This is a genomic window from Barrientosiimonas endolithica (assembly GCF_030296655.1).
In the GTDB taxonomy this organism is placed as follows: domain Bacteria; phylum Actinomycetota; class Actinomycetes; order Actinomycetales; family Dermatophilaceae; genus Barrientosiimonas; species Barrientosiimonas humi.
The window spans coordinates 3235882-3259690 of the sequence record NZ_AP027735.1; the positions used below are offsets into that span (position 1 = coordinate 3235882).

Annotated in this window: 19 protein-coding genes; 4 read left to right on the forward strand and 15 right to left on the reverse strand. The window is 72.9% G+C overall.

The genetic code is table 11. The features are described 5' to 3' along the window. Positions 1–423: 423 nt before the first annotated feature. From QUE40_RS16345 to QUE40_RS16375, 7 genes are all read right to left on the reverse strand, one after another. The gene (locus QUE40_RS16345; RefSeq protein WP_289231625.1) at positions 424–1260 is read right to left on the reverse strand and encodes an ABC transporter ATP-binding protein; all 837 of its coding nucleotides are present in this window, start codon (positions 1258–1260) and stop codon (positions 424–426) included. Between the two features lie 72 nt (positions 1261–1332). Further along, positions 1333–2409, reverse strand: a complete 1077-nt coding sequence (locus QUE40_RS16350; RefSeq protein WP_289231626.1) for a FecCD family ABC transporter permease — start codon at positions 2407–2409, stop codon at positions 1333–1335. Next, on the reverse strand, positions 2409–3461 hold the full coding sequence (locus tag QUE40_RS16355; RefSeq protein ID WP_142006995.1) for a FecCD family ABC transporter permease: 1053 nt from the start codon (positions 3459–3461) through the stop codon (positions 2409–2411). The genes QUE40_RS16350 and QUE40_RS16355 overlap by 1 nt, the downstream gene beginning before the upstream one ends. Before the next feature lie 4 nt (positions 3462–3465). After that, positions 3466–4518: an iron-siderophore ABC transporter substrate-binding protein gene (locus tag QUE40_RS16360; protein WP_289231627.1), complete on the reverse strand. Its 1053-nt coding sequence runs from the start codon at positions 4516–4518 to the stop codon at positions 3466–3468. 117 nt (positions 4519–4635) lie between these two features. After that, entirely contained in the window at positions 4636–6687 is a 2052-nt protein-coding gene (locus QUE40_RS16365; RefSeq protein ID WP_289231628.1) for an NAD(+) synthase, read from the reverse strand. Between the two features lie 12 nt (positions 6688–6699). Next, positions 6700–8442, reverse strand: coding sequence for a pyruvate dehydrogenase (locus QUE40_RS16370; RefSeq protein ID WP_142006998.1), 1743 nt, complete (start codon positions 8440–8442; stop codon positions 6700–6702). A gap of 62 nt (positions 8443–8504) precedes the next feature. Next, on the reverse strand, positions 8505–9311 hold the full coding sequence (locus QUE40_RS16375; protein ID WP_142006999.1) for a crotonase/enoyl-CoA hydratase family protein: 807 nt from the start codon (positions 9309–9311) through the stop codon (positions 8505–8507). Between the two features lie 91 nt (positions 9312–9402). On the opposite strand from QUE40_RS16375, the gene QUE40_RS16380 reads away from it, so the two are divergent. Next, positions 9403–9861, forward strand: coding sequence for a hypothetical protein (locus tag QUE40_RS16380; protein ID WP_289231629.1), 459 nt, complete (start codon positions 9403–9405; stop codon positions 9859–9861). Beyond that, the gene (locus tag QUE40_RS16385) at positions 9762–10148 is read left to right on the forward strand and encodes a class I SAM-dependent methyltransferase (RefSeq protein WP_289231630.1); all 387 of its coding nucleotides are present in this window, start codon (positions 9762–9764) and stop codon (positions 10146–10148) included. Before QUE40_RS16380 ends, QUE40_RS16385 begins: the two co-directional genes overlap by 100 nt. A 563-nt stretch (positions 10149–10711) precedes the next feature. On the opposite strand, the gene QUE40_RS16390 is transcribed toward QUE40_RS16385, so the two are convergent. Then, entirely contained in the window at positions 10712–11770 is a 1059-nt protein-coding gene (locus tag QUE40_RS16390; protein WP_289231631.1) for a class I SAM-dependent methyltransferase, read from the reverse strand. A 22-nt stretch (positions 11771–11792) separates the two neighbouring features. Beyond that, complete coding sequence (locus tag QUE40_RS16395) at positions 11793–13004, reverse strand: YbfB/YjiJ family MFS transporter (protein ID WP_289231632.1); 1212 nt, start codon at positions 13002–13004, stop codon at positions 11793–11795. Positions 13005–13120: 116 nt separating this feature from the next. Between QUE40_RS16395 and trxA the strand changes: the two genes are divergently transcribed. Then, positions 13121–13513: a thioredoxin gene (trxA, locus tag QUE40_RS16400; RefSeq protein WP_142007003.1), complete on the forward strand. Its 393-nt coding sequence runs from the start codon at positions 13121–13123 to the stop codon at positions 13511–13513. Between the two features lie 10 nt (positions 13514–13523). On the opposite strand, the gene QUE40_RS16405 is transcribed toward trxA, so the two are convergent. The 6 genes from QUE40_RS16405 to QUE40_RS16430 all read right to left on the reverse strand — a co-directional run bounded on the left by QUE40_RS16405 (position 13524) and on the right by QUE40_RS16430 (position 21924). Continuing rightward, positions 13524–14618 (reverse strand): CaiB/BaiF CoA transferase family protein, encoded by a 1095-nt coding sequence (locus tag QUE40_RS16405; protein WP_289231633.1) that lies wholly within the window; start codon positions 14616–14618, stop codon positions 13524–13526. Beyond that, positions 14615–15616 carry an asparaginase gene (locus QUE40_RS16410; protein WP_289231634.1) on the reverse strand — a complete coding sequence of 334 codons (1002 nt, stop codon included), beginning with the start codon at positions 15614–15616 and terminating at the stop codon, positions 14615–14617. The genes QUE40_RS16405 and QUE40_RS16410 overlap by 4 nt, the downstream gene beginning before the upstream one ends. Before the next feature lie 17 nt (positions 15617–15633). Then, on the reverse strand, positions 15634–16794 hold the full coding sequence (locus QUE40_RS16415) for an acyl-CoA dehydrogenase family protein (RefSeq protein WP_289233111.1): 1161 nt from the start codon (positions 16792–16794) through the stop codon (positions 15634–15636). A gap of 99 nt (positions 16795–16893) precedes the next feature. Continuing rightward, on the reverse strand, positions 16894–18471 hold the full coding sequence (locus QUE40_RS16420; RefSeq protein WP_289231635.1) for a flavin-containing monooxygenase: 1578 nt from the start codon (positions 18469–18471) through the stop codon (positions 16894–16896). A gap of 47 nt (positions 18472–18518) precedes the next feature. After that, positions 18519–19442, reverse strand: coding sequence for a transglutaminase family protein (locus QUE40_RS16425; RefSeq protein WP_289231636.1), 924 nt, complete (start codon positions 19440–19442; stop codon positions 18519–18521). Further along, entirely contained in the window at positions 19435–21924 is a 2490-nt protein-coding gene (locus tag QUE40_RS16430; RefSeq protein WP_289231637.1) for a circularly permuted type 2 ATP-grasp protein, read from the reverse strand. Before QUE40_RS16430 ends, QUE40_RS16425 begins: the two co-directional genes overlap by 8 nt. Positions 21925–22217: 293 nt before the next feature. Here QUE40_RS16430 and QUE40_RS16435 point away from each other — a divergent pair, with 293 nt between their 5' ends. Next, positions 22218–23747 (forward strand): amidohydrolase, encoded by a 1530-nt coding sequence (locus QUE40_RS16435; RefSeq protein WP_289231638.1) that lies wholly within the window; start codon positions 22218–22220, stop codon positions 23745–23747. Positions 23748–23809: the final 62 nt, after the last annotated feature.

The window sequence follows — 23809 nt, forward strand, 5'->3', positions numbered from 1 at the left end:
CCCCACCGCACCCCCGCCGGACCACCGCCGACCCGTGACCCCATCGACGCAGGCGAGCCCGGCGTACGCCCCCGCGGACCACCGCCGCACCGTGCGCCCCACCGCACCCCCGGCCGGACCACCGCCGACCCGTGACCCCATCGACGCACGCGAGACCCCTGCGAGCCCGGCGTACGCCCCCGCGGACCACCGCCGAACAGTGCGCCCCACCGCACCCCCGCCGGACCACCGCCGACCCGTGACCCCTGCGACGCACGCGAGACCCCTGCGAGCCCGGCGTACGCCCCCGCGGACCACCGCCGAACAGTGCGCCCCACCGCACCCCCGCCGGACCACCGCCGACCCGTGACCCCTCCGACCCAGGCGAGCCCGGCGCACCCCCGCCGGACCACCGCCGACCCGTGCGCCCGGGAGCGTCCCCGCTCAGCCGCGGTGGTGCCGGCCGATCGGGACCACCAGCGGGCTGCCGGCGACCGGGTCGTCCACCACCTGGCACGGCACGCCGAAGACCTCCTCGACGACGTCGGCGGTGACGACCTCGGCGGGCGTGCCCTCGCGCACGATCCGGCCGTCGCACATGGCGACGACGTGGTGGGCGTAGCGCGCGGCGAGATTGAGGTCGTGCAGCACCATCACCACGGTGGCGCCGTGACCGTTGAGGTCGGTCACCAGGTCGAGCAGCTCGACGGCGTGCGCGATGTCGAGGAACGACGTCGGCTCGTCGAGCAGCAGCAGGTCGGTCTGCTGCGCGAGCACCATCGCGATCCAGACGCGCTGGCGCTGACCGCCGGAGAGCGCGTCGACGTCACGGTGGGCCAGCTCGGTGGTGCCGGTGAGCTCCAGCGCCCGGGCGATGGCCTCGTCGTCGGCGCGCGACCACTGCCGCAGCAGTCCGTGGTGCGGGTGCCGGCCGCGGCTGACCAGCTCGGTGACGGTGATCCCCTCAGGCGCGATCGGCGACTGCGGCAGCAGCCCGACGACGCGCGCGACCTCCTTGGTGGATCGGTCGTGGATCGACTTCCCGTCCAGCAGCACCTGCCCGGCGGTCGGCTTCAGCAGCCGCGACAGGCCGCGCAGCAGCGTCGACTTGCCGCACCCGTTGGACCCCACGATCGCGGTGATCCGCCCGGTCGGCACCGACACGTCGAGGCCCTCGACGACCGGCCGCTCGCCGTAGCCCAGCGTCACCTGCCGCGCCGCGAGCCGACTGGCGCCGGCCGCGTCGGCCCGCACCGAGCGGTGCACGTCGGCGTCGGTCACGGCCGGGCGTACGTCCGTCGCCCCCGGGCCCGCCGGGCCTGCGGTGTCGAGGAGGAGTCGGTCATGGTCATCTCATCCGTCCTTGATCACACGGCGGCTGCGCACGAGCAGCCAGAGCAGGAAGGGCGCGCCGGCGATGCCGGTCACGACCCCGACGGGCAGGTTGTCGTCGCCGACGCCGTAGGCCCCGACGTAGTCGGCGGCCACGACGATGCAGGCGCCGACGACCCCGGCCAGGGCGATGGCGGTGCGTCCGCCGTTGAGCCGGCGCGCGATCGGGCCGGACAGCAGCGCCACGAACGCGATGGGCCCGACCACCGAGGTCGTGATCGCCATCATCAGCACCACCGTGCACATCAGCGCCAGGCGCGTGGGGGCGGCCCGCACGCCGAGGCCCTGCGACGCGTCGTCGCCGAGCTCGAGCACGCGCAGCCGCGGCACCAGCACCGCGACGACCGGCAGCAGCACGAGCACCGCGAGGGCCACCTGCCCGATCTCCGTCCAGGTCGCCATGTTGAGGCTGCCGGTGAGCCAGACCAGGGCGTCGCTCGCCTGCCGCACGTCGGCGGTGATGAACACCCACTGCACGAGCGACTGCAGCGCCGCCGCGAGACCGATGCCGATGAGGATCAGCTTCATCGTGGCGGTGCCGCGGCTGCCCGACAGCACGGTGACCGCGAGCGCGACGAGCAGTCCGCCGGCGATGGCGAGCAGCGCGACCGGGCCGCCCTCGAGGCCGAACCACAGGATCCCGATCACCGCCGCGGCGGAGGCGCCCATGCTCACGCCGATCACGTCGGGGCTGGCGAGCGGGTTGCGCAGCATCGACTGGAACACCGCGCCGGACACCCCGAACGAGATGCCGGCGAGGGTGCCGACGACCGCGCGCGGCAGCTTCGACTCCATCACGAGGAACGACGCGACCGGGATGTCCTCGCCCAGCACGATGCGCACGAAGTCGGGCGCGGTGACGGTGTAGTCGCCGAGCAGCACCCGGGCCGCGAACAGCACGAACCACAGCAGGCCGACGGCGACGAACGCGAGGACGGCACGACGGCGTACGCGCCGGCGGACGTCGCGCACGACCTCCAGGGCGCGGGCGGGCTCGGTCTCGGGCGCCTCCAACGCGGTCGCGGGGACGGCGGCCATCACGAGGTCCGCACCCGGCGCACGAGCCAGATCAGCGCGGGCGCGCCGATCAGGGCGGTGACGATGCCGACCGAGATCTCGGCCGGCGGCGCGACGACCCGGCCGACGGTGTCGGCGAGCAGCAGCAGCGCCGGCCCGCCGAACATCGAGCCGACGAGCACCCGGCGGTAGTCGGGCCCGACGACCAGGCGCACCACGTGCGGCACGACCAGGCCCACGAAGCCGATCGGCCCGGCGACCGCGGTGGCCCCGGCGCACAGCAGGACGGCACCGAAGGAGGCGACCAGGCGCCCCAGGCGCACCCGCTGCCCGAGAGCGCTGGCCATGTCGTCGCCCAGCGCGAGCGCGTTGAGGATCGGGCCGGAGGCCAGGCACAGCAGCAGGCCGACGAGGAACATCGGCAGCACGGGCACGATCGCGTCGACGTCACGCCCGGCGACCGACCCGACCTGCCAGAAGCGGAAGGTGTCGAGCACCTCGTCGGAGGTGACCATGATCCCGGCGATGATGCTGCTGGCGGCGGCGGTGACGGCGGCACCGGCCAGCGCCATCGTCACCGGCTGGCTGGCGCGCGGGCCGAGGCTCGCGATGGCGTACACCGCGACCGCGGCGACCGACCCGCCGAGCACGGCCAGCCAGATGTAGGCCGGCAGCGTCGAGATCCCGGCCCAGTAGATCCCGAGGATCACCGCGAGCGCGGCGCCGGAGTTGACGCCGAGGATGCCCGGGTCGGCCAGCGGGTTGCGGGTGACCCCCTGCATCACCGCACCCGAGACCGCGACCGAGCCCCCGATCAGGATGCCGACCAGGGTGCGCTGCACGCGCGCGTCGACGAGCGCGTCCGTGCTCTGCCCGGCCGAGCCGAACAGGCTGCGCAGCACCTCGCCCGGGCTGAGCGCCACCGCGCCCACCGCCAGCGACAGCAGCGCCGCCGCGGCGACGACCAACGCCCCCACCCCCACGACCACGAGGTACGCCCGCGCGGACGAGCCGCGCGCGCTCGCGACCGCCGGCGTGGCCGGGGTCGTCGGGGCGTCGATCGTCGCCGTCACCGGACTACTTGGCCTTGGTGGCCGCCGCCTGCAGCTTCGGCAGCAGGCGCGGGAGACCCTCGGGGATGGTCAGCGGCGTCGGGCTCGACATGAAGTAGCTCTCGCCCGGCTCCAGCGTCGCGACGTAGGCGCCGTCCTTCAGCGCCGGGATCTGGCCGATGAGCGGGTGGCTGGTGAAGGTCTTCTCCTCGCCCGGCTTCTCGATGTAGAACACGACGACGTCGGCGTCGAGGGTCGAGGCCTTCTCGGAGGAGATGTCGACCGAGAACGTCTTCTTGCCCTTGCTGAGCTGGGTGACGATCGGGGCGTTCTTCATCCCGAGGTTCTCCAGCATGCGCGGACGGTTGTCGAGCGTGGTGTAGGCCGCGAACTTGCTCAGGTCGGTGGGCTGGATCATCAGCCACGAGGCGGTCTTGCCCTTGATCGCGGGGTACTTCGCGACCGCGTCGCGGATCGCCTTCTCGGTCGCGGCGGTGACCTGCTTGGCCTTGCCCTCCAGGCCGAGCGCCTGCCCGGCCAGCTTCACGCCGTCCTGCCAGGACGTGCCGTACGCCTCGCCCGGGTAGGCGACGACCGGCGCGATCTTGGAGAGGCGGGCGTACTCCTCCTTGGTGACGCCGGAGTTGGTCGCAAGGATCAGGTCGGGGCGCAGCTTGGCGATCTCGTCGACGGGGGCGCCGTCGGCGTCGCTGTAGCGGGTGGGCTGCTGGCCGCCGATCTTGGCCAGCGCCTTGTCGAAGGAGTCGGTGGACTCGTTCTTGTTGCCGCCCCAGGTGATCTTCGGGCAGCCGACCGGCACGACGCCGAGCGCCAGCACCATGTCGGCGTCGGACCAGCCGAGGGTCGCGACCCGCGTCGGCTTCTGCTCGATCGTGGTGCTGCCGAGCGCGTGCTTGATGGTGACCGGGAAGGCACCTGCCGCGGAGCCGCTGCTGCCGGCACCCGAGGGCGACGACGCCGAGGCGCCGCTGTCTCCGGACGGGCCGGTCTGGCAGGCGGCGAGCGTCGTGGCGGCGGCGGTCGCCGAGACGAGCGCGAGGAAGGAACGGCGGTGCATCGAGTCTCCGTGAGGTCGGTCCGGGTCGGTCTGCGCGGCTCACCTGTTTAGGCAAGCCTTAAGTTACTTAGGGCAGACTAACCACAGGCTCCGGCGACTCGCCAGGCCCCCTCGCGGTCACTCCACGGACGACTCCGGCAGCTCCCGGTCCAGCTCGGCCAGCCAGGTCGCGGCCGCGGCGTCGGACGGCATGCGCCAGTCGCCCCGCGGCGACATCGACCCGCCGCCGACGACCTTGGGACCGTTCGGCAGCGCGGACCGCTTGAACTGGTTGGCGAAGAAGCGCGTCAGGAACACCACGAGCCAGTGGCGAATCTCCTTGAGGTCGTAGGAGATTCGTCGATCCTCGGGATAACCGGGCGGCCACTCCCCCGCCTCGGCGTCACGCCAGGCGTGGTGGGCGAGGAAGGCGATCTTGCTGGGCCGCGCACCCTGCCGGTGGACGTGGAACAGGGTGAAGTCCTGCAGGGCGTACGGCCCGATCTTCTCCTCGGTCGACTGCGGCTTCGCGTCGTCGCCGCTCGGCACCAGCTCGGGGCTGATCTCCTGCTCGACGATCTCCTCCAGCACCGCGTCGACCGCGTCGTCGAAGAAGCCCTCGGCGATGACCCAGCGGATCACGTGCTGGATCAGCGTCTTCGGGATGCCGGCGTTGACGTTGTAGTGCGACATCTGGTCGCCGACGCCGTAGGTGCACCAGCCGAGCGCGAGCTCGGACATGTCGCCGGTGCCGACCACGATCCCGCCGTGGTGGTTGGCCAGCCGGAAGAGGTAGTCGTAGCGCAGCCCGGCCTGGACGTTCTCGAACGTCACGTCGTAGACCGGCTCGCCCTGCCCCGCCGGGTGCCCCATGTCGGCGAGCATCTGCGTCGCCGCCGGGCGGATGTCGAGCTCGCTGAACGTGACGCCGAGCAGCTCCGACAGCCGCTGGGCGTTGCTCTTGGTGCTGCTCGAGGTCGCGAACCCGGGCATGGTGTACGCGAGGATGTCCGACCGCGGACGACCCAGCCGGTCCATCGCGCGCGCGGCCACGATCAGCGCGTGCGTGGAGTCGAGCCCGCCCGAGACGCCGATGACCAGCTTCGGCTCGCCGATGGCGCGCATCCGCTGCTCCAGGCCGTGCACCTGGATGTTGTACGCCTCGTAGCAGTCCTGCGCGAGCCGCGCCGGGTCGTCGGGCACGAACGGGAAGCGGTCGATGCTGCGCCGCAGCCCCACGTCGCCCGACGGGGGCGCGAGCTCGAAGGCGACAGAACGGAACTCGTCGATCCGGTCGGCGAACGTGCGGCGGTTGTCGTCGAACGATCCCTGCCGGATGCGCTCCTGCACGAGGCGGTCGAGGTCGACGTCGGCGACGCTCGTCAGCGGCTCGGCCGAGAACCGGTCGCCCTCGGCGAGCAGCCCGCCGGACTCGTACACCATCGTCATGCCGTCCCACGACAGGTCGGTCGTGGACTCGCCCTGCCCGGCCGCCGTGTAGACGTACGCCGCGTTGCCGCGCGCGGACAGCGAGCGGCACATCAGGTGGCGGTCCTCGGCCCGCCCGACGGTGATCGGCGAGGCCGACAGGTTGAGCAGCACCGTGGCGCCGGCGAGCGCCGCCTCGGCCGACGGCGGGATCGGCACCCACACGTCCTCGCAGACCTCGGCATGCACGACCAGGCCCGGCACGTCGCTCGCCGCGAACAGCAGGTCGGGGCCGAACGGCACCGGCTCGCCGCGCAGCCAGATCGTCTGCCCGCGCTGGTCGTCGCCCGGCGCGAAGTGCCGCTTCTCGTAGAACTCGCGGTAGTTCGGCAGGTACGACTTCGGCGCCGCCCCCAGCACGCGCCCGCGGTGGATCACCACCGCGCAGTTGAACAGCCGTGACCCGTGCCGCAGCGGCGCACCGACCACGAGCATCGGCAGCAGGTCGGCGCTGGCCTCGACGAGCGTGTCGATCGCGTCGAGCACCGCGTCCAGCAGCGGCTGCTGCATGAGCAGGTCGTCGATGGCGTATCCCGACAGCGACAGCTCGGGGAAGACCGCGACCGCCACGGCCTGCTCGTCGCAGGCGCGCGCCTGCTCGAGGATCGCCTGGGCGTTGGCGGCGGGGTCGCCGATCGTCACGGGCAGGGCGCAGGCCGCCACCCGGGCGAACCCCTGGTGATAGGCGGAGAAGAAGTCCACGGCCGCAGTGTGTCAGCGCGGGATGTTGCGCAGGTTGGAGCGTGCCATCGAGATCGCCTCTCCCGCACCGCCGTTGAGCACGATCTTGCTCATCGCGGTCGCGAAGCCGAACACCTGCGAGGAGGAGATCTTCGGCGGGATCGACAGCGCGAGCGGGTCAGTGACGACGTCGATCAGCGCGGGCCCGTCGTGCGCGAAGGCCGCGGCCATCTCGGCCTCGAGCTTGCGCGGGTCGGTGATGCGCACCGAGTGCCAGCCCATCGCCTGGGCGATCGCGGCGTAGTCGACCTCGGGCACGTCGACGCCGAAGTCGGGCAGCTTGTCGACGAGCATCTCCAGCTTGACCATGCCGAGCGTGGAGTTGTTGAACAGCACCACCTTGATGGGCAGGTCGTACATCCGCACGGTGAGCAGCTCCCCGAGCAGCATCGCGAGGCCGCCGTCGCCGCTCACCGACACGACCTGCCGGTCGGGGTAGGCCAGCTGGGCGCCGAGAGCCTGCGGCAGCGCGTTGGCCATCGACCCGTGCAGGAAGCTCCCGATGAGGCGCCGGGTGCCGAGCGGGTTGAGGTATCGGGCGGTCCACACGTTGCCCATGCCGGTGTCGGCGGTGAAGATCGCGTCGTCGGCCGCGACCTGGTCGAGGATCGACGCGGCGAACTCGGGGTGGATCGGCTGCTTGTGCTCGACGTTCTTGGTGTAGGCGCCGACCGCCTTGTTCATCAGCTTGTCGTGCCGCTTGTGCATCTGGTCGAGGAAGCGGTGCTTGCGCTTGGCCTCGACCAGCGGGAGCAGGGTGGCCAGCGTGGCGCGCACGTCGCCGTGCACGGGCAGGTCGACGGCCGTACGCCGGCCGATCACCGTCGCGTCGGTGTCGACCTGGGCGGTCGTCACGTCGTCGGGCAGGAACTGGTCGTAGGGGAAGTCGGTGCCGAGCATGATCAGCAGGTCGGCCTCGTCGAGGCCCTCGGCGGCGGCGCCGTAGCCGAGCAGACCGGTCATGCCGACGTCGTTGGGGTTGTCGTACTGCACGACCTCCTTGCCGCGCAGCGTGTGCCCGACGGGCGCCCCGATCTTCTCGGCGAGCTCGATGACCTCGTCGTGCGCGCCCGCGGCGCCGGCGCCGACGAACAGGGCGACCTTGTCGGAGTCGTTGATCGCGTCGGCGAGGCGCTGGACCACCGACGCCGGCGGCTGGAGCACGCCCGGCTCGACGGGGACGTACAGCGGGGCGTCGGCGGTGGCCTCCTCGTCGGCGATGTCGCCGGGGAGGGTGATGACCGCGACGCCGGGCGCGCCGACCGCGTGCCGGATGGCCGCGGCGACCACGCGGGGCGACTGCGCGGGCGTGCTGACCAGCTCGGAGTAGACCGAGCACTCGGTGAAGATCCGGTCGGGGTGGGTCTCCTGGAAGTAGCCCTGACCGATCTGGCTGCTCGGGATGTGGCTGGCGATCGCGACCACGGGCGCGTGCGAGCGGTTGGCGTCGTAGAGCCCGTTGATCAGGTGCAGGTTGCCCGGGCCGCAGGAGCCGGCGCAGGCCACCAGCTCGCCGGTGAGCTGGGCGTCGGCGCCCGCCGCGAACGCCGCGGCCTCCTCGTGGCGCACGTGGATCCAGTCGATCCCGCCGGCCTTGGACCCGCCGGTGCGGCGCACCGCGTCGACCACCGGGTTGAGGCTGTCACCGACGATCCCGTAGATCCGGCGCACCCCCGCCTGCTGCAGCTGCTGGACGATCTGCTCGGCGAGCTTCATGACGCTCCTTCGCGACGGGTCGGGTGTCGCCTCCGACGCTACGCCGCCACCCCTTGGTGTCCTCAGGGGAGCAGGCGCGGGCTGAACCGGGCCGGCGCCGAGGAGCGCGCGGCCTTGCGGATGCGCCCGGTGTTGGGCGCGGCCAGCAGCACCGCCTGCTCCCAGCGCTCGCGCGCGAACGTACGTCGGGGGCTGGCGCTCCAGCGCGTGTCGAAGAGGCGCTTGGCGGCGGCGACGGCGTCGGGCGAGCGGGTGAGCAGCTGGTCGACCAGCTCGTCGGCGGCCGCGGCCGGGTCGTCGGCGCTCTGCGTCGCGAGGCCGAGCCGGACCGCCTCGGTGCCCGAGACCGTCTCGCCGGTCATCGTCAGGCGCTTGGCGACGTCGAGACCGAGCTGCTGCGCGAGCGTGCGCACCCCGGACATGTCGGGCACCAGCCCCCACTTGCCCTCGAGCACCGACCACTGCGCGTCGGGCGCGGTGATGCGGAAGTCGGCGCCCATCGCGATCTGCAGACCGCCGCCGAGGCAGTGCCCGTGCACGACGGCGACGACGGGGACGGGCAGCCGCCGCCACGCCCAGCAGGCCTCCTGGAAGGTGTTGGTGCCGCGCCACGGGCGGGGCGCGAACCGGCGCAGCACCGCCAGCTGACCGTCCTCGGCGACCGAGCCGAAGTCGAGCCCGGCGCAGAACGAGCGGCCCGCGCCGCTGAGCACGACGGCCCGCAGCGACCGGTCGCGCCGCAGCCGGTGCGCGGTGGCGACCAGCTCGTCGAGCGTGTCGAGGGTGAGGGCGTTGAGCTTGTCGGGGCGCTCCAGCCGCACGCGGGCGACGCCGTCGGACACCTGGCAGGACACGGTCGATGAGGGCATGGCTCACACCGTACGGCGCCGGCTGGGAGTCCTCTGTGAGTCACCCGCGTGCGGTTGCGGCACGCCGGAGCGCAGGTCTTGACTGGCCGGCATGCGGGACATCAGGCGGGGCTGGTGGCGAGCCACCGAGACGGTGAAGCATCGGGTGCGCCCGCTGCGCGACCGGGTCGTCGCCGCCGCGCCCGCCACGTCGCGCTTCCTGGTCCGGCGCCCGGCGATGCAGTCGCTGCACAAGCAGCGGATGTTCTGGACCGACCCCGAGCGCCCGATCAAGCCGCTCCCCTTCACCGAGGCGTCGGTCGAGGCGATCTTGCGCCAGGCCAGCGCCCTCGGCCCCGACGACAGGGTGCTCGAGGTCGGCTCCGGCCTCGGCGCCACGCTGGCGGCGCTGGTCGACCACGGCGTCACCAACGTGACCGGCGTGGAGATCAACCCCTTGCGGTGCAACGGATGCGCGAGCTGCACCCGCAGCTGGCCGACGTCGAGATGCTCGTCGGCCCGGCCGAAGAGCTGCTCGCCGAGCTGCCCGACGACAGCTTCTCGCTGGTGATCGCGGTGCGCACCCTGCTGCACACCCACCCCGACAGCGTGGCGCTGTTCGCCACCCTCGCCCGCCTCGCGCCGATGATCGTCACCATCGACGAGCCGGCCTACCTCGGCCGGCACAGCTATCCGTGGGACCTCGCCGCCGAGCTCGGCAAGCACGGCATGCAGGTCGTCCAGCGCCGCCCCCTCGTCGTCGACGGCACGCTCTCCTCGAGCACGGTCCTGACGATGCAGCGGGGTGAGCGCCGCGGCGGCCACCACGGCCTGCGCCGCTGGCTCGCGGCGAGCTGAGAGTGCGGCCGCCCGAGGTGGTCGAGCGGCTCCCCCACGCTGGTCGAGTAGGCCGGAGCGAGTCCCCACCAAGCTGGTCGAGCGTCGCCCTGAGTAGCGCGAGGGACGAGCGCGTATCGAAGGGTAGGGCGAGCCGCTAGGCGAGCCCGTATCGAGACCCGTCACCACGATCGGTGGTGACCAAAAAGCGCCGGGAGGCGTGAGTACGCCTGGGGTGACGTCGGACTCGCGAGTCGCCGATGGCGTACGGCACCAGAGTGGTCGGTCCTGACAGCACCCCACGATCTCGACACGACAGGGCGTTGTTGACACAAACGGCTGCTGCAGCACGCAGTCCTGTCAACAACGCCAGTCCGTGTCAACAACGTCCGGCTCTGTCAGGAACGTCGCCACCGCGAGCCGCCAGACCAGGCCAACCACGCACCCGCTCCCGCTTCCCGGCGCCTTTCGGTGACCACAGCGAGTGGTGACGTGGTCTCGATACGGCCTCCGCTGGCGCTCCGGCCTACTCGACCTGCTTGTTGGGGTGAGGGGTCTCGATACGGCCTCCGCTGCGCTCCGGCCTACTCGACCACCTTGGGCCGCTCGACCAGCTTGGTGGACTCAGCGGCGGCGGGCGCGCAGGCCGCGGGCGAGGTGGCGGGAGACGACCGGGGGAGCAGGTCCTTGGCGAGGTGCTTGACCCGCCCCTCCCGCCGTACGTCCTCGGCCGGCTGGCCGGCAGCCCCCGCCTTCGCCGGAGCGGACTCAGCGACCGGCCGCCGCGCGCCCGGCGCGCTGGGGCCCGACGCGCCCGAGCCGGGAGCGCTCGGGGCCACCGCGGGCGCCTTCGCCGGCGTCGGCGCGGCGACCGGCCTCGCCGCAGGCGCGGGAGGCGGTGGCATCGCCCGGGGGAACCACGCCTTGGCGCGCACGATCGACTGGTCGTACACCGCGAGCCGCTGGCCCCAGGCGTTCTGGTCGTCGGTCAGCCACTCCAGCAGCGCGGTGCGCCACGGCTCGGGGTCGCCCCAGGTGGCGTAGAGCTTGTTCTCCGAGACGCCGATGACCTGCAGCCCCTTGTCCAGCACGCCCTCCCACACGGCGGCCGCGACACCGGGGCAGTGCTCGCTGCGGTAGTCGTCGAACGCCACGATCCCCTGCTCGCCGAGCAGGGTGCGGGCGGAGTCGACGTCGACCGCGACGTGGTCGTACAGGTGCGAGGCGTCGACGTGCACGAAGCGGCACGACCCGGCCGGCACCCGGTCGACGATGACCGACGACACGTCGCGCACGACCGTCGGCAGCTGCGGGTGGAAGCGCAGGTAGTTCTCGGCGAAGCGCTGCTCGGTGAGCGTGGCGTAGGAGTCGGCCTGCTCGGCGGCGTTGCCGGCATCGGTGGTCTCGCCCTCGAACAGGTCGAGCACCGTGAAGGTCTCGCCGGGCTGCACGTAGTCACCGATGAGCACCGCGCTCTTGCCGAGGTAGCTGCCCAGCTCGACCAGGTTGCCGTGCACCCCGAGCTCGGTCTGCCGGGCCAGCAGCCAGGAGAAGATGCGTCGGTCGCTGGGGAAGAACCAGCCCTTGATGGTGTCGAGCTCGGCCTGGACCTGGGCGCTCAGCAGTGCAGCGTCGTCGTGCATCGGCGCACGCTAGCAACGGTCCTCAGAGGGTGGACCGCTCCGCCCCCGGGCCAGTCGCCGGGCGGGGTTGGGCGAGCGCGAGCACGATGCCGAGCACCAGCACCGCGGCCGAGACGAGCAAGCCGGAGGTGAGGCTGTCCAGCCGGTCGCTGACCCACCCGGTGAGCACCGGCCCCACGGTCTGGCCGAGGCCGAAACCGACTGTGGCGAAAGCCATTCCGGCGGTCCAGTGCGGTTGCGGCAGCGCCTCGCGCACCGCCACCGTCATTGCCGTCACGACGGTCAGGAAGGTGCCGCCGACCAGGGCACCACTGACGTACGCCAGGGCCGGCTCGGTGCTCCACGCCGGCATCGCGGTGCCGAGCGCGAGCACCCCCATCACCAGCGCCATGCCGCGCCCGCCGGGCAGCCGCCCGAGCACCCGCCCCCACACGAGCCCGCTGGCCGCGGCGGCCACCCCGACCACGGCCCAGAACGTGGCGACCTGCGGCGTGCTGAACCCGCGCTCGGTCAGCAGCGCGATCACGAACGTCAGGTAGGCGATGTAGCCGATGCCGAAGCAGGTGTAGCCCGCGACGACGGGGGCGATCGAGCGCCGGTCCCAGCGCTCGGCGTCGGCCGCGGGAGGAGCCGGGTCGGACGTACGCCGGCAGGCCCAGGCCGCCACGACCGTCGCCGCGGCCGCCACGGCGGCGAGCGCCACCCAGCCGAGGCGCCAGCTGTCGTCGGTGACCGCGAGGATCGCCGGCACGAGCAGGCCGGCCAGCACGATGCCGAGACCGGCACCGCCGAAGTAGATCCCGAGCATGAGCGCGGCCCGCCCCTTGCTGGCGCGGTGACTGGCCTCGGCCACGATGCCGGCGCCGAGCACGAAGCTCAGCGCGCCGAACAGGCCCGCGAGCAACCGGATCACCAGCAGCAGCGCGAAGCTGCTCGTCGAGGCGGTCGCCAGCAGCATCAGCGCGGTGGCGGCGCAGCCGAGCAGGAAGCAGCGCCGCGCGCCGAGCCGGGTCGCGAGCGTGGGTGCGGCGAGCGCCCCGATCAGATAGCCAGCGGCGTTGGTGGTGTTGAGCGTCCCGGCCGCGGAGTAGGACCACGCGAGCTGGTCGCGCATGGGCGGCAGGAGGAGGGCGTACGCGAACCGCGCGAGCCCGAGCGCGATCAGCGGACCGGCCGACATGCCGACCGCGACCGCGATGCTGCCGTTCCCGTCGTCGCGCCGAGTCGTCGTCACTCTCGTGAACCTAGTGGCGCGACGCGGCGGCCCCGCCCACCAACAGGTGTGGAATGCGCATGGTTCATGCTCGTTGTACAGAGTGGACGAATGTGACCGCTAGTGCAGGAGCACCCATGGCAACGCAAGAGCTGACCGCCGACAACTTCCAGCAGACCGTCCAGGGCGAGGGCATCGTGCTCGTCGACTTCTGGGCGTCGTGGTGCGGCCCGTGCCGCCAGTTCGCGCCGGTCTACGAGGACTCGTCCGACAAGCACGAGGACATCGTCTTCGGCAAGGTCGACACCGAGGCCGAGCAGCAGCTGGGCGCGGCGCTCGGCATCACCTCGATCCCGACCGTGATGGCCTTCCGCGACGGCATCCTGCTGCACGCGCAGCCCGGCGCGCTCCCGCCCGCGGCGCTGGAGGACCTCATCTCCCAGGTGCGCGCGCTCGACATGGACGACGTGCGCGCCAAGGTCGCCGAGCAGCAGCAGGGCGAGCAGGCCTCCGGCGACCAGCCGGAGTGAGCGGCCGGCCTCACTCCTCGCCGAGGCGGGGCGGGCGGCGGCGGTAGTCCGCCGGGGTGGCGCTGAGCCGGATCGGGTTGGCCACCTGGCGTACGCCATCGATCTCGACCACGGCCGGCGCGCCCACGCGCTCGGCCAGGGCGAACGCGTCGGGCAGCGTGTTGACCGGACCGCAGGGCACGCCCGCGGCGAGCAGCCGCTGCGACCACGCGTCGGCCCCGTCGCTCTCGAGCAGCCGCTCGAGCTCGGCGGTGAGCTCGCCGGCGTGCGCGACCCGGGCGGCGTTGGTCTCGAAGCGCGCGTCGCTCGCGAGCTGCGGGACGCCGAGCTCGGTTGCGAGAGAAGCGAACTGGCGGTCGTTGCCGACGGCGAGGATCACCGGCCGGTCGGCGGTGCGATAGAGCGCGTAGGGCGCGATCGAGGGGTGCTCGTTGCCGGTCGCGACGGGCACGACGCCGGTCAGCAGGTGGGCCGACGCCTGGTTGGCGAGGGCCGACAGCGCCGACGACAGCAGGTTGACCTCGACCCGCTGCCCCTCGCCGGTGCGGTCGCGGTGCCGCAGCGCCGCGAGGATCCCGGTGGTCGCGTGCAGCCCGGTGATGATGTCGAGCAGCGCCACCCCGACCTTTGTCGGCTCGTCGGGCGACGGCCCGGTCACCGACATCAGCCCGCTCATCGCCTGCACCAGCAGGTCGTAGCCGGGCATCTGTGAGTCGCGGCCGAATCCGGTGACGCTGCAATAGATCACGTCGTCGTTGACGGCGCGCACGTCGTCGAGCCCGAGACCGAGCCGGTCCATGACCCCGGGCAGGAAGTTCTCGATCACCACGTCGGCCTCGGCCGCCAGCGCGAGCGCCGCGTCGCGCCCCTCGTCGGTGCGCAGGTCGAGGACGCGGGAGGACTTGTTGCGGTTGACCGACAGGAAGTACGTCGACTCGCCCTCGTCGGTGAACGGCGGCCCCCAGGCGCGGGTGTCGTCACCGGCGCCGGGCCGTTCGATCTTGATCACCTCGGCGCCGAGGTCGGCCATCAGCATCGTCGCGTAGGGCGCCGCCAGCACCCGCCCGAAGTCGGCGACGACCAGGCCCTCGAGTGCACCGGTCATCGCAGCTCGCCACCGGCATGCGTCGAGAAGGCTTGTGCGACATCGGTTTCCGCGAGCAGGGCGGCCTGGAGCAGCAGCCTCGCCTGGAGCGGTGCGAGGGCGCCGGCGCGCACCAGCCCCATCTCGAGCAGCTCGACCTCGCCGCCGGAGTATCCGTAGGTGCGGCTCAGCACCTCGCCCGCGCCGGTGCGCGAGGCCAGCACCACCGGCATGCGCCCGACGAGCGCGCGCAGCGGGTCGAGCCAGCTGGTGTGCACGTGCCCGCCGCCGAACGCCGCGATCACGGCGCCGCGATAGCCGAGGTCGGGCAGCGCGCCGAGCAGCCGGCCGTCGTCACCGAGCGTGGCCGTCACCAGGGCGACGGGCGGCACGTCCTCGACGGCGTCGGGCAGGCGGAGCGCGGGGCGGCGGTGCGGCCGCTGCGCGACGCGCACCCGGTCCTCGACCACCCAGCCGACCGGCCCCGGCCACGACACGAACGCAGCGGGGCTGCTGGTGTGCGCCTTGCGCACCGAGCGCGCGGCGTGCAGCTCGTCGCCCAGCACGACGAGCACGCCGAGGTCGCGGGCCTGCGGCGAGACGGCGGTGCGCACCGACGCCAGCAGGTTGGCCGGCCCGTCGGCCCCGACCACGCTCGCGCCGCGCATCGCGCCGGTCAGCACCAGCGGCTCCGGGCGGTCCCAGACGAGGTCGAGCAGGAAGGCGCTCTCCTCGAGGCTGTCGGTGCCCTGCGACACCACGACCCCGTCGGCGCCGCCGTCGACCAGCTCGCGCGCGCGGGCCGCGACCCGCAGCAGGTCGGGCATCGTCACCCGGGCGCTGCTGACCTGCAGCAGGTCCTCGCCCGCGACGTCGGCCACGTCCGTCAGGCCCGGCACGGCCGCCGCGATCTGGGCGGCGCCGAGGCCCGGGCGGCTCGGCGCGCCGGGCTCGTCGGGGATCGAGGCGATGGTGCCGCCGAGCGCGAGGTAGCCCACGCGCGGCCGGATGGTGGGCACGGGCTGCTCGGTCGCGCTCAGCGGAAGGCCTCCGCCCCCGTGAGCGCCTTGCCGATGACCAGCTGGTGCACCTCGCTGGTGCCTTCGTACGTCAGCACCGACTCGAGGTTGTTGGCGTGCCGGATGACGGGGTACTCCAGCGTGATCCCGTTGGCGGCCAAGATGGTGCGGCATGTGCGCGCGATCTGGATCGCCTCGCGCACGTTGTTGAGCTTGCCGACGCTCACCTGCTCCGACTGCAGGGTGCCGGCGTCCTTGAGCCGGCCCAGGTGCAGCGCGAGCAGCTGGCCCTTGCCGAGCTCGAGCGCCATGTCGGCGAGCTTGGCCTGGGTGAGCTGATAACCCGCGAGCGACTTGTCGAAGACCTTGCGGTCCTGGGCGTACTCGATCGCGCTCTGCAGGCAGTCGCGCGCGGCGCCCATCGCCCCGAACACGATGCCGAAACGGGCCTCGTTGAGGCAGCCGAGCGGGCCGCGCAGCCCCTGCACCTCGGGCAGCACCGCGCTGCCGGGCAGACGCACGTCCTCCAGCACCAGCTCGGAGGTGACCGACGCGCGCAGCGACAGCTTCTTGCCGATCTTGGGGGCGCTGAACCCGGCGGAGTCGGTGGGCACGACGAACCCGCGGATCTTCTCGTCGGTCTGCGCCCAGACGACCGCGACGTCGGCGATCGAGCCGTTGGTGATCCACATCTTCGTGCCGTTGAGCACCCAGTCGTCGCCGTCCCGCTTGGCGCGGGTGCGCATGCCGGCCGGGTTGGAGCCGAAGTCGGGCTCGGTCAGGCCGAAGCACCCGATGGCCTCGCCGGCGGCCATCCGCGGCAACCACTCCTGCTTCTGCTCCTCGGAGCCGTAGGCGTGGATGGCGTACATCGCGAGCGAGCCCTGCACCGACACCAGGCTGCGGATGCCGGAGTCACCGGCCTCCAGCTCCTGGCAGGCCAGGCCGTACGACGTCGCGGACATGCCCGCGGCGCCGTAGCCCTCGAGGTGCATGCCGAGCACACCGAGCTTGCCGAGCTCGAGCGCGAGCTCGCGGGCGGGCAGCTCACCGGTCTCGAACCACTCGCCGATGTCGGGCTTGATCCGCTCGTCGACGAAGCGGCGCACCGCGTCGCGGATCGCGCGCTCGTCGTCGTCGAGCAGGGTGTCGAGAGCGAACAGCTGATCGGTGGTCATGGGTGCGGGCACGGCGGTGCTCCTCTCCTCGGGCGTTCACCCCAGGATGGCACACACTAAGCGCTTGCTTAGTCGACGCGTCTCGCTCCGTGAGCCTCCTCAGCCGGCGAGCGCGGGCGCCTCGTCCGGCGCCTCCGCCGGCGGGGTGACCGGGACGACGGGCGGTGCGTCCTCGGGCACCGAGGCCGCGGTGCCGTTGCCGAGCTTGGGTCGCTCGCCCGGACGGACGTACTCCATCTCGGAGTCGACGGTCGCCCGGCGCATCTCGAGAGAGTCGAGGAGGTAGTTCTGGCGGACCATCCACGGGCGGCGGTCGCCGCGCTTGGGGAAGGTCGCGACCAGCCGCTGCACGTAGCCCGACGTGAGGTCCAGCACCGAGAGCGACCGCAGCGGCGCACCCTTGACGCGCGGGACGAACGCGGCGAAGCCGCCCTTCTCGGTGTGCTTGACGACGCGACAGAAGAACTGCGCCGACAGGTCCGAGCGCAGCGTCCACGACGCGTTGGTGTAGCCGATCGACAGGGCCGCGTTGGGCACGCCCTCCAGCATGCAGCCGCGATAGACGAAGTGCCTCGACAGGTCGACCTGCTCGCCGTCGATCTCGACGTCGGCGCCACCACCGAGGAGCATCTGCAGGCCGGTCGCGGTGACGATGATGTCGGCCTCGATCAGCTGGCCGGAGCCGGTGCGGATGCCCTCGGGCACGAACTCGGCGATCGTGTCGGTGACGATCTCGGCGTTGCCCTTCTTCAGCTCCCGGAACAGGTCGCCGTCGGGGATGATGCACACGCGCTGGTCCCACGGCTTGTACGGCGGCTGGAAGTGCTTGGGGTCGTACGCCTCCGAGCCGCGCAGCGCGACCCGTGGCCCCGAGGTGAGCACCTTCGTCGCGACCTTCGGCATCCGTCGCGAGAACTGGTAGAAGCCGAGCGTCTGCACGATGTTGCGCCACCGCGTCAGGGTGTACGCCCGCTGCTTGTTGCTCATCCGCGCGCGCATCTGGTTGGCGACCGGGTCGGCGCCCGGCAGCGGCAGGATGTACGACGGGGTGCGCTGCAGCATCGTCACGTGCCCGGCGCCACGCTCGGCGAGCGCCGGCACCAGGGTCACGGCCGTCGCGCCGGACCCGATGACCACGACCTTCTTGCCCCGGTAGTCCAGGTCCTCGGGCCAGAACTGCGGGTGGACGACCTGCCCGCGGAAGGTCTCCCGCCCGGGGAACGGCGGGGTGTAGGGCGCTTCGTAGCTGTAGTAGCCGGAGGCGAAGTAGACGTACTTCGCGCGCACCTCGCCCGGCCCGTCGGCCCGGTCGACCCGCACCGTCCAGCGCTCCTGCTCCGAGGACCAGGAGATGCCCCGGACCATGGTGTCGAGCTGGATGTGCTGGTCGATGGCGTACTTGCTCGCGGTGTGCTTGATGTAGGCGAGGATGTCGTCACCGCCCGCGATCGAGCGCTCACCCTGCCACGGCTCGAACGGGAAGCCGAGGGTGTACATGTCCGAGTCGGACCGCAGCCCGGGGTACTTGAACAGGTCCCAGGTGCCACCGATCGAGGAGCGGCCCTCCAGGATGGTGTAGCTCAGGTCAGGGTTGCTCGTCTGCAGTCGATAGCCGATGTCGATGCCGCTGATGCCGGCACCCACCACGACGACGTCGAACTCCTGCTGGTCGGACATGCTGCCTGCCTCCATCGACGGCTACGCGCTGATTACGGCAGCGTAACTTAGCCGGGGCCGTCTTGCCGGAGAACGTCGACGGCGACCTTGAGCTCGCTGCTCTCGGCCTCGGTGTAGATCACACCCTTGAGCGGCGACACGTCGCGGAAGTCCCGGCCCCAGGCGGTCACGACATAGCGGCTGTCCACCAGGTGGTCGTTGGTCGGGTCGAGGTCGATCCAGCCGCCGCCGGGCACCATCGCGGCGGTCCAGGCGTGGGTGGCGTCGGAGCCCTGCAGCTTCTTCTTGCCCGGCGGCGGGAAGGTCTCGAGGTAGCCGCTGACGTAGCGCCCGGGCAGGCCGACCGAGCGCAGGCAGCCGGCCGCGAGGTGGGCGAAGTCCTGGCAGACCCCCTCGCGCTGCTCGAGCAGCTCCGGCAGCGTCGTCTTCACCGACGTGGCGCCCTTGGCGTAGCGGAAGTCGGCGAAGATGCCGCGGGTCAGCGCGACGAGCGCGTCGCCGAGGGGCGCGTCGTCCGGCAGGTACGTCTGCGCGTAGTCGCGCACCTGCGGCACCACGTCGACGAGCGGCGACGGGAGCAGGTAGGTCGTGCGCTCGACCGGATCCGCCTGCGCCGCAACGAGATCCCGCGCCTGGGCGACGGTCGTCTCGTTGAGCCGGTCGAGGTCGGGGCGCGGCCACGCCACGTCGACGCGTGAGGTCTTGGTGACGACCAGCTCGCGGTGCGGGGTGCGCACCTCGACGTAGTGGCTGAAGTTGCCGAAGAAGTCGCGGTGCTCGGTGACCAGGTCGGGCTCGGGGCTCACCTCGATGTCGCTGGAGCGCACCGTCTGGCTCACCGTGTCGCGCGGCTGCAGGCACCCCCGCTCGTAGCAGGAGGTGACGTCGTCGCTGTAGGTGTAGGTCGTCTGGTGCCGCACCAGATAGCTCCGTGGCGAGTACACGTCTTCCTTCGCCGGCTGCTCAACCACGGGCCACCCCCTGCGACTGGCGCTGCGACTGCGACTGGCGCTGCGACTGGGAGAAGGTCCACTCGGTGAGCTGGGTGCCCTGCGGTCCCTTGCGCCGGAAGTGTTGCGAGGCAAGGGCGTTCGCGAGCGCATCGACCCGGCCGCGCAGGTCGACGAGCAGCCGGTCGAGGCCGCTGCGGTCGGTCGCGCCGAGCGTCTCGACGTCGAGCTCGGGCAGGTCCATCGAGATCGCGGCGCCGGCGGCCACGCCCTGCGGGTCGTCGACCAGGCGCAGGTCCTCGGAGAACCGGTCGAGCTGGAAGGCCAGCGAGCGCGGGTTGGCCCGGTCGACCAGCAGCAGGTGCAGCGCGGACTGCACCGGCACCGACGGCCCCTCGCCGGCGGACGTGCGGCGGCGGTGGGTGATCACGCTCTCGCCGACCTGCAGCACCGCCTCCACGATCTGCCCCTCGATGACCGGCGACCGCTCGATCGCCAGCGTCGCGCGCACCAGCTCAACGGTGAGCGCGGCCCGCTCGACGCGCACGCCCGCATCGACGTACGCCCAGGTCGCGTCGCGGATCATGCTCTGCTGCACGATCCCCGCGAGCGCGAGCGAGGACTCCAGCACCGCCTCGAGGGTGTCGCGGCGGCTGGTGTTGGGCTCGCCGGCGCGAGCCAGCGTCTGCTCGAGGCGGGCGAGCACCGGCCAGGTGTGCAGCGACAGCTGGTCGCGCACCCGCTGGGCGCACTGGACCAGCCGGGCGACGGCGTACGCCAGGGTGCCGGGCGTGGACTCCTCGCCGACGAGCAGGCTCAGGTGCGCCTCGGGGTCGGTGGCCCACTGGTCGGGCGCGGTGTAGTCGAGGCCGGTGCCGGTGCGCTGCTGCGGCGCGATGCCGGTGACCATCGTGACCGCGTGCTGGATCGACTCCATCGCGATCGCGCCGAGCGAGCCGGGGCGGGCGGCGTAGTCCTCGGTGAGGTCGTCGACGACGGACAGGATGCGGGCGGTGGCCTCGACCCGCTCGGCGTAGCGACCGAACCAGTGCAGGTCGTCGGCCATGCGGGGCGCGAGGGTGCCCGCGGCCAGCGCCAGCGCCGCGGGCTCGGCGGCCGACTCACGCTCGGACCAGTCGGGCGCGGCGTCGCGACCGGCGAGCACCCACACGTCCTTGGCGAGCGCACCGGCGTTGTTGGACACGACGTCCTGCTCGGCCTCGCCGGCCACTCGGCCGAGCGCGCCGGGGAGGAACGCATAGCGGTCGTCGTGGGCGACGCCGAACGTGCGCAGCACCAGCCGCCGCGGCTCGATGCCGTTGCCGGTCACCACCGGCGCGGTCGACTCGGGCAGCGGCTCCTGCGCCGCCCACGCCCACGGCGTCGCCTCGACGCGGGCGGCCAGCTCGTCGCGCTCGGACGCGCTGAGCAGCCACCCGAACCGGGTGCTGGTCCCCGCGTCGCGGCTGAGCGGCTTGATGACCAGACGGTCGAGGTTGGCGAGCACGTGCTGCCGGTCGGTGTCGTCGCCGCACCACCACGAGTCCGGTTGCGGCAGCAGCAGATCCTCGCCGAGCAGGTCGCGGCTGATGGGCGCCAGGAAGTGCAGGAGGCAGGGGTTCTCGAGCACGCCGGCCCCCATCGGGTTGACGATCGACACCTGCCCGCGCCGGGCGGCGTCGATGAGCCCGGGCACCCCGAGCTGGCTGCCCGAGCGCAGCTCGAGCGGGTCGGCGAAGTCGGCGTCGACCCGGCGCAGGATGACGTCGACCGGCTGGTCGGCGCCGGGCGTGCGCATCCACACCCGCCCGTCGCGCATCGCCAGGTCGTCTCCCTCGACGAGCGGGAAGCCGAGCAGGGTGGCGAGGAACGCCTGGTCGAAGGCCGTCTCGCTGCCCGCGCCCGGGCTGAGCACGACCACGCGCGGGGCCTCCGCGTTGGTCGTGGCGGAGTCGAGCAGGGCCGCGCGCACGGTGTGGAAGAAGCCCCGCAGACGTGCGGTGGACGTACGGCGGTGGACGGCGGGCAGCGTGCGCGCCACGATGCGCCGGGTCGCCATGGCATAGCCGGCGCCGGACGGCGCCTGGGTGCGGTCGCCGAAGACGACCCAGCCGCCGTCGGCGGACCGGGCGACGTCGGTCGCGGCGAGGATCAGCTGCTGCCCGGTCGGCAGGGCGATGCCGTCGGCCTGCCGGACGAAACCGGGGTGGCCGAGCACGATCTCGGGCGGGACGACGCCCCGGCGCAGCAGGCGGCGCGGGCCGTAGACGTCGCGCAGGATCAGGTCGAGCAGCCGCGCGCGCTGCTCCAGCCCGCGCTCGAGGGCGGCCCACTCCGCGCTGCCGACGATCGTGGGCAACGGGTCGATGTGCCAGTTGCGGGCCTGCGCGCCGTCGGCGGTGGCGCCGTAGGTGATGCCGTCGCTGCTGACGTAGCGCGCGGCCTCGGCGGCCTTCGCCCGCATCCCGCCGGGCCCGAGCGCGTCGATCGTGTCGGCGAGCATCTCGTCCTCGGGGTGCACCCCTCGGCGCCCACGAGCTCGTCGTACCCCGGGAGGCGGTGCGGCTCGGCGGCTCCGACGCGGCGCAGCGCCGCGCGATAGGACTCGACCGCGCCACCGGACCCCTCGGGCTGGGTCGACACCTGAGCAGACATCGCCCCGACCCTACGTGCCACGGTCGGCAGGATGAGTCAGGCGGCGGGTCTGTCCCGCATCTCGTGCACCGGTGGACGATCTGCCGGGGTGGCGCCGAGGCGGACGCGCCCACCCCGGGTCGGCGTGGGCATACTGCGCGCGTGAGCGAGTGGGAAGGCGCGCTGGTGGGTTCGGCCCTGCTGCGCGACGTACGTCTGGTGCCGCTGACGCAGGCCGCGCCCGCGGGGCCGGTCGACGTGCGCGTACGCCGGGGTCGGGTCGTGCAGGTCGGTCCGGGCCTCGCGCCGGAGGGCGAGGAGACGCACGACGGCGGCGGGCGCTGGCTGATGCCGGGCCTGTGGGACCAGCACGTGCACCTGGGCCAGGCCGCGCTGACCCGCACCCGCATCGACGTGTCGGCCGCGCAGTCGGCGCCCGAGGCGGCGGCGATCGTGGCCCGCGCGCTGCCGGCGGGCGAGCACGCCGAGCCGTGGCGCGTGATCCAGGGGTTCGGGCAGCGGCCGGCGCTGTGGCCGCAGCAGCCCACCGCGGCTGCTCTCGACGAGGTCGTCGGCGACACCCCGGTGGTGCTGGTGAGCGGCGACGCGCACCACGGGTGGCTGTCGACCGCGGCGTTCCACGTGCTCGGGATCCCGCCGCGCGAGGGGATCCTCGAGGAGGAGGAGTGGTGGCCGGTCTTCGCGCGGCTGTCGTCGCTGCCGGGGGCCGAGCAGCTGCTCGACGCGGGCTACCGCGCGACGTTCGCCGACTGCGCCGCGCTCGGGCTCGTCGGCATCACCGACCTGGAGATGGGCGAGGGCTGGTCGGAGTGGCCCGGCCGGGTCGCCGACGGTCTCGACACGATGCGGCTGCGGCCGGGCGTCTACCGCCAGGACCTCGCCGGCGTGCTCGAGGCGGGCGTGCGCACCGGCGACCCGCTCGGCGACTCCGGGCTGGTCACGATGGGCCCGCTCAAGGTCATCTCCGACGGGTCGCTCAACACGCGAACGGCCTTCTGCTGCGAGCCTTTCGCCGACTCCGGCGACCTGGCCGAGCCGTTCGGCGTGCAGAACGTCACGCCCGAGGAGCTGCGCTGGCTGCTCGACCAGGCGACCGACGCGGGGCTGGAGGCGGCGATCCACGCGATCGGCGACCACGCCCTCGCCGACGCGCTCGACGCGTTCGAGCAGTCCGGCGCGCGCGGGTCGGTCGAGCACGCCCAGCTCGTGCGCCTGGGCGACGTGCCGCGCATGGCCGCGCTGGGCGTACGCGCCTCGGTGCAGCCGGTGCACCTGTGGGACGACCGCGACGTCATCGACCACTGCTGGCCCGACCGGGCGCAGCGCTGCTTCCCGCTGGCGACCATGCGCGACGCCGGGGTGGAGCTCGCGCTCGGGTCGGACGCGCCCGTCGCGCCGCTCGACCCGTGGCTCGCCGTCGCCGCCGCGGTGCACCGCTCGGCCGACGAGCGCGAGCCGTGGCAGCCGCAGGAGGCGCTCACCCTGCGCGACGCCCTCGCCGCCTCGACCGACGGGCAGGGCACCGTGGCCCCCGGGTCGCGCGCCGACCTGCTGCTGCTGGACGTGAACCCGCTGGATCTCCAAGGGGATTCACGAGACCAGGCCGATGCCGTACGCCGGTTGCGGCCGCTGCTGACGATGGTCGCCGGCCGCGTGGTCCACACCCGCTGACCCCACGCTGATCGAGTAGGGCACATCCACGCTGATCGAGTAGGGCACATCCACGCTGATCG

Excerpts from the sequence above, each read along its gene's own strand:
- QUE40_RS16385 (WP_289231630.1), top strand. The coding sequence starts at position 9,762 with ATGCGCGAGCTGCACCCGCAGCTGGCCGACGTCGAGATGCTCGTCGGC.
- QUE40_RS16420 (WP_289231635.1), bottom strand. The coding sequence starts at position 18,471 with ATGTCCGACCAGCAGGAGTTCGACGTCGTCGTGGTGGGTGCCGGCATC.
- QUE40_RS16415 (WP_289233111.1), bottom strand. The coding sequence starts at position 16,794 with ATGACCACCGATCAGCTGTTCGCTCTCGACACCCTGCTCGACGACGAC.
- QUE40_RS16370 (WP_142006998.1), bottom strand. The coding sequence starts at position 8,442 with ATGAAGCTCGCCGAGCAGATCGTCCAGCAGCTGCAGCAGGCGGGGGTG.
- QUE40_RS16350 (WP_289231626.1), bottom strand. The coding sequence starts at position 2,409 with ATGGCCGCCGTCCCCGCGACCGCGTTGGAGGCGCCCGAGACCGAGCCC.
- QUE40_RS16430 (WP_289231637.1), bottom strand. The coding sequence starts at position 21,924 with ATGCTCGCCGACACGATCGACGCGCTCGGGCCCGGCGGGATGCGGGCG.
- QUE40_RS16390 (WP_289231631.1), bottom strand. The coding sequence starts at position 11,770 with ATGCACGACGACGCTGCACTGCTGAGCGCCCAGGTCCAGGCCGAGCTC.
- QUE40_RS16380 (WP_289231629.1), top strand. The coding sequence starts at position 9,403 with ATGCGGGACATCAGGCGGGGCTGGTGGCGAGCCACCGAGACGGTGAAG.
- QUE40_RS16375 (WP_142006999.1), bottom strand. The coding sequence starts at position 9,311 with ATGCCCTCATCGACCGTGTCCTGCCAGGTGTCCGACGGCGTCGCCCGC.
- trxA (WP_142007003.1), top strand. The coding sequence starts at position 13,121 with ATGGCAACGCAAGAGCTGACCGCCGACAACTTCCAGCAGACCGTCCAG.
- QUE40_RS16360 (WP_289231627.1), bottom strand. The coding sequence starts at position 4,518 with ATGCACCGCCGTTCCTTCCTCGCGCTCGTCTCGGCGACCGCCGCCGCC.
- QUE40_RS16405 (WP_289231633.1), bottom strand. The coding sequence starts at position 14,618 with ATGACCGGTGCACTCGAGGGCCTGGTCGTCGCCGACTTCGGGCGGGTG.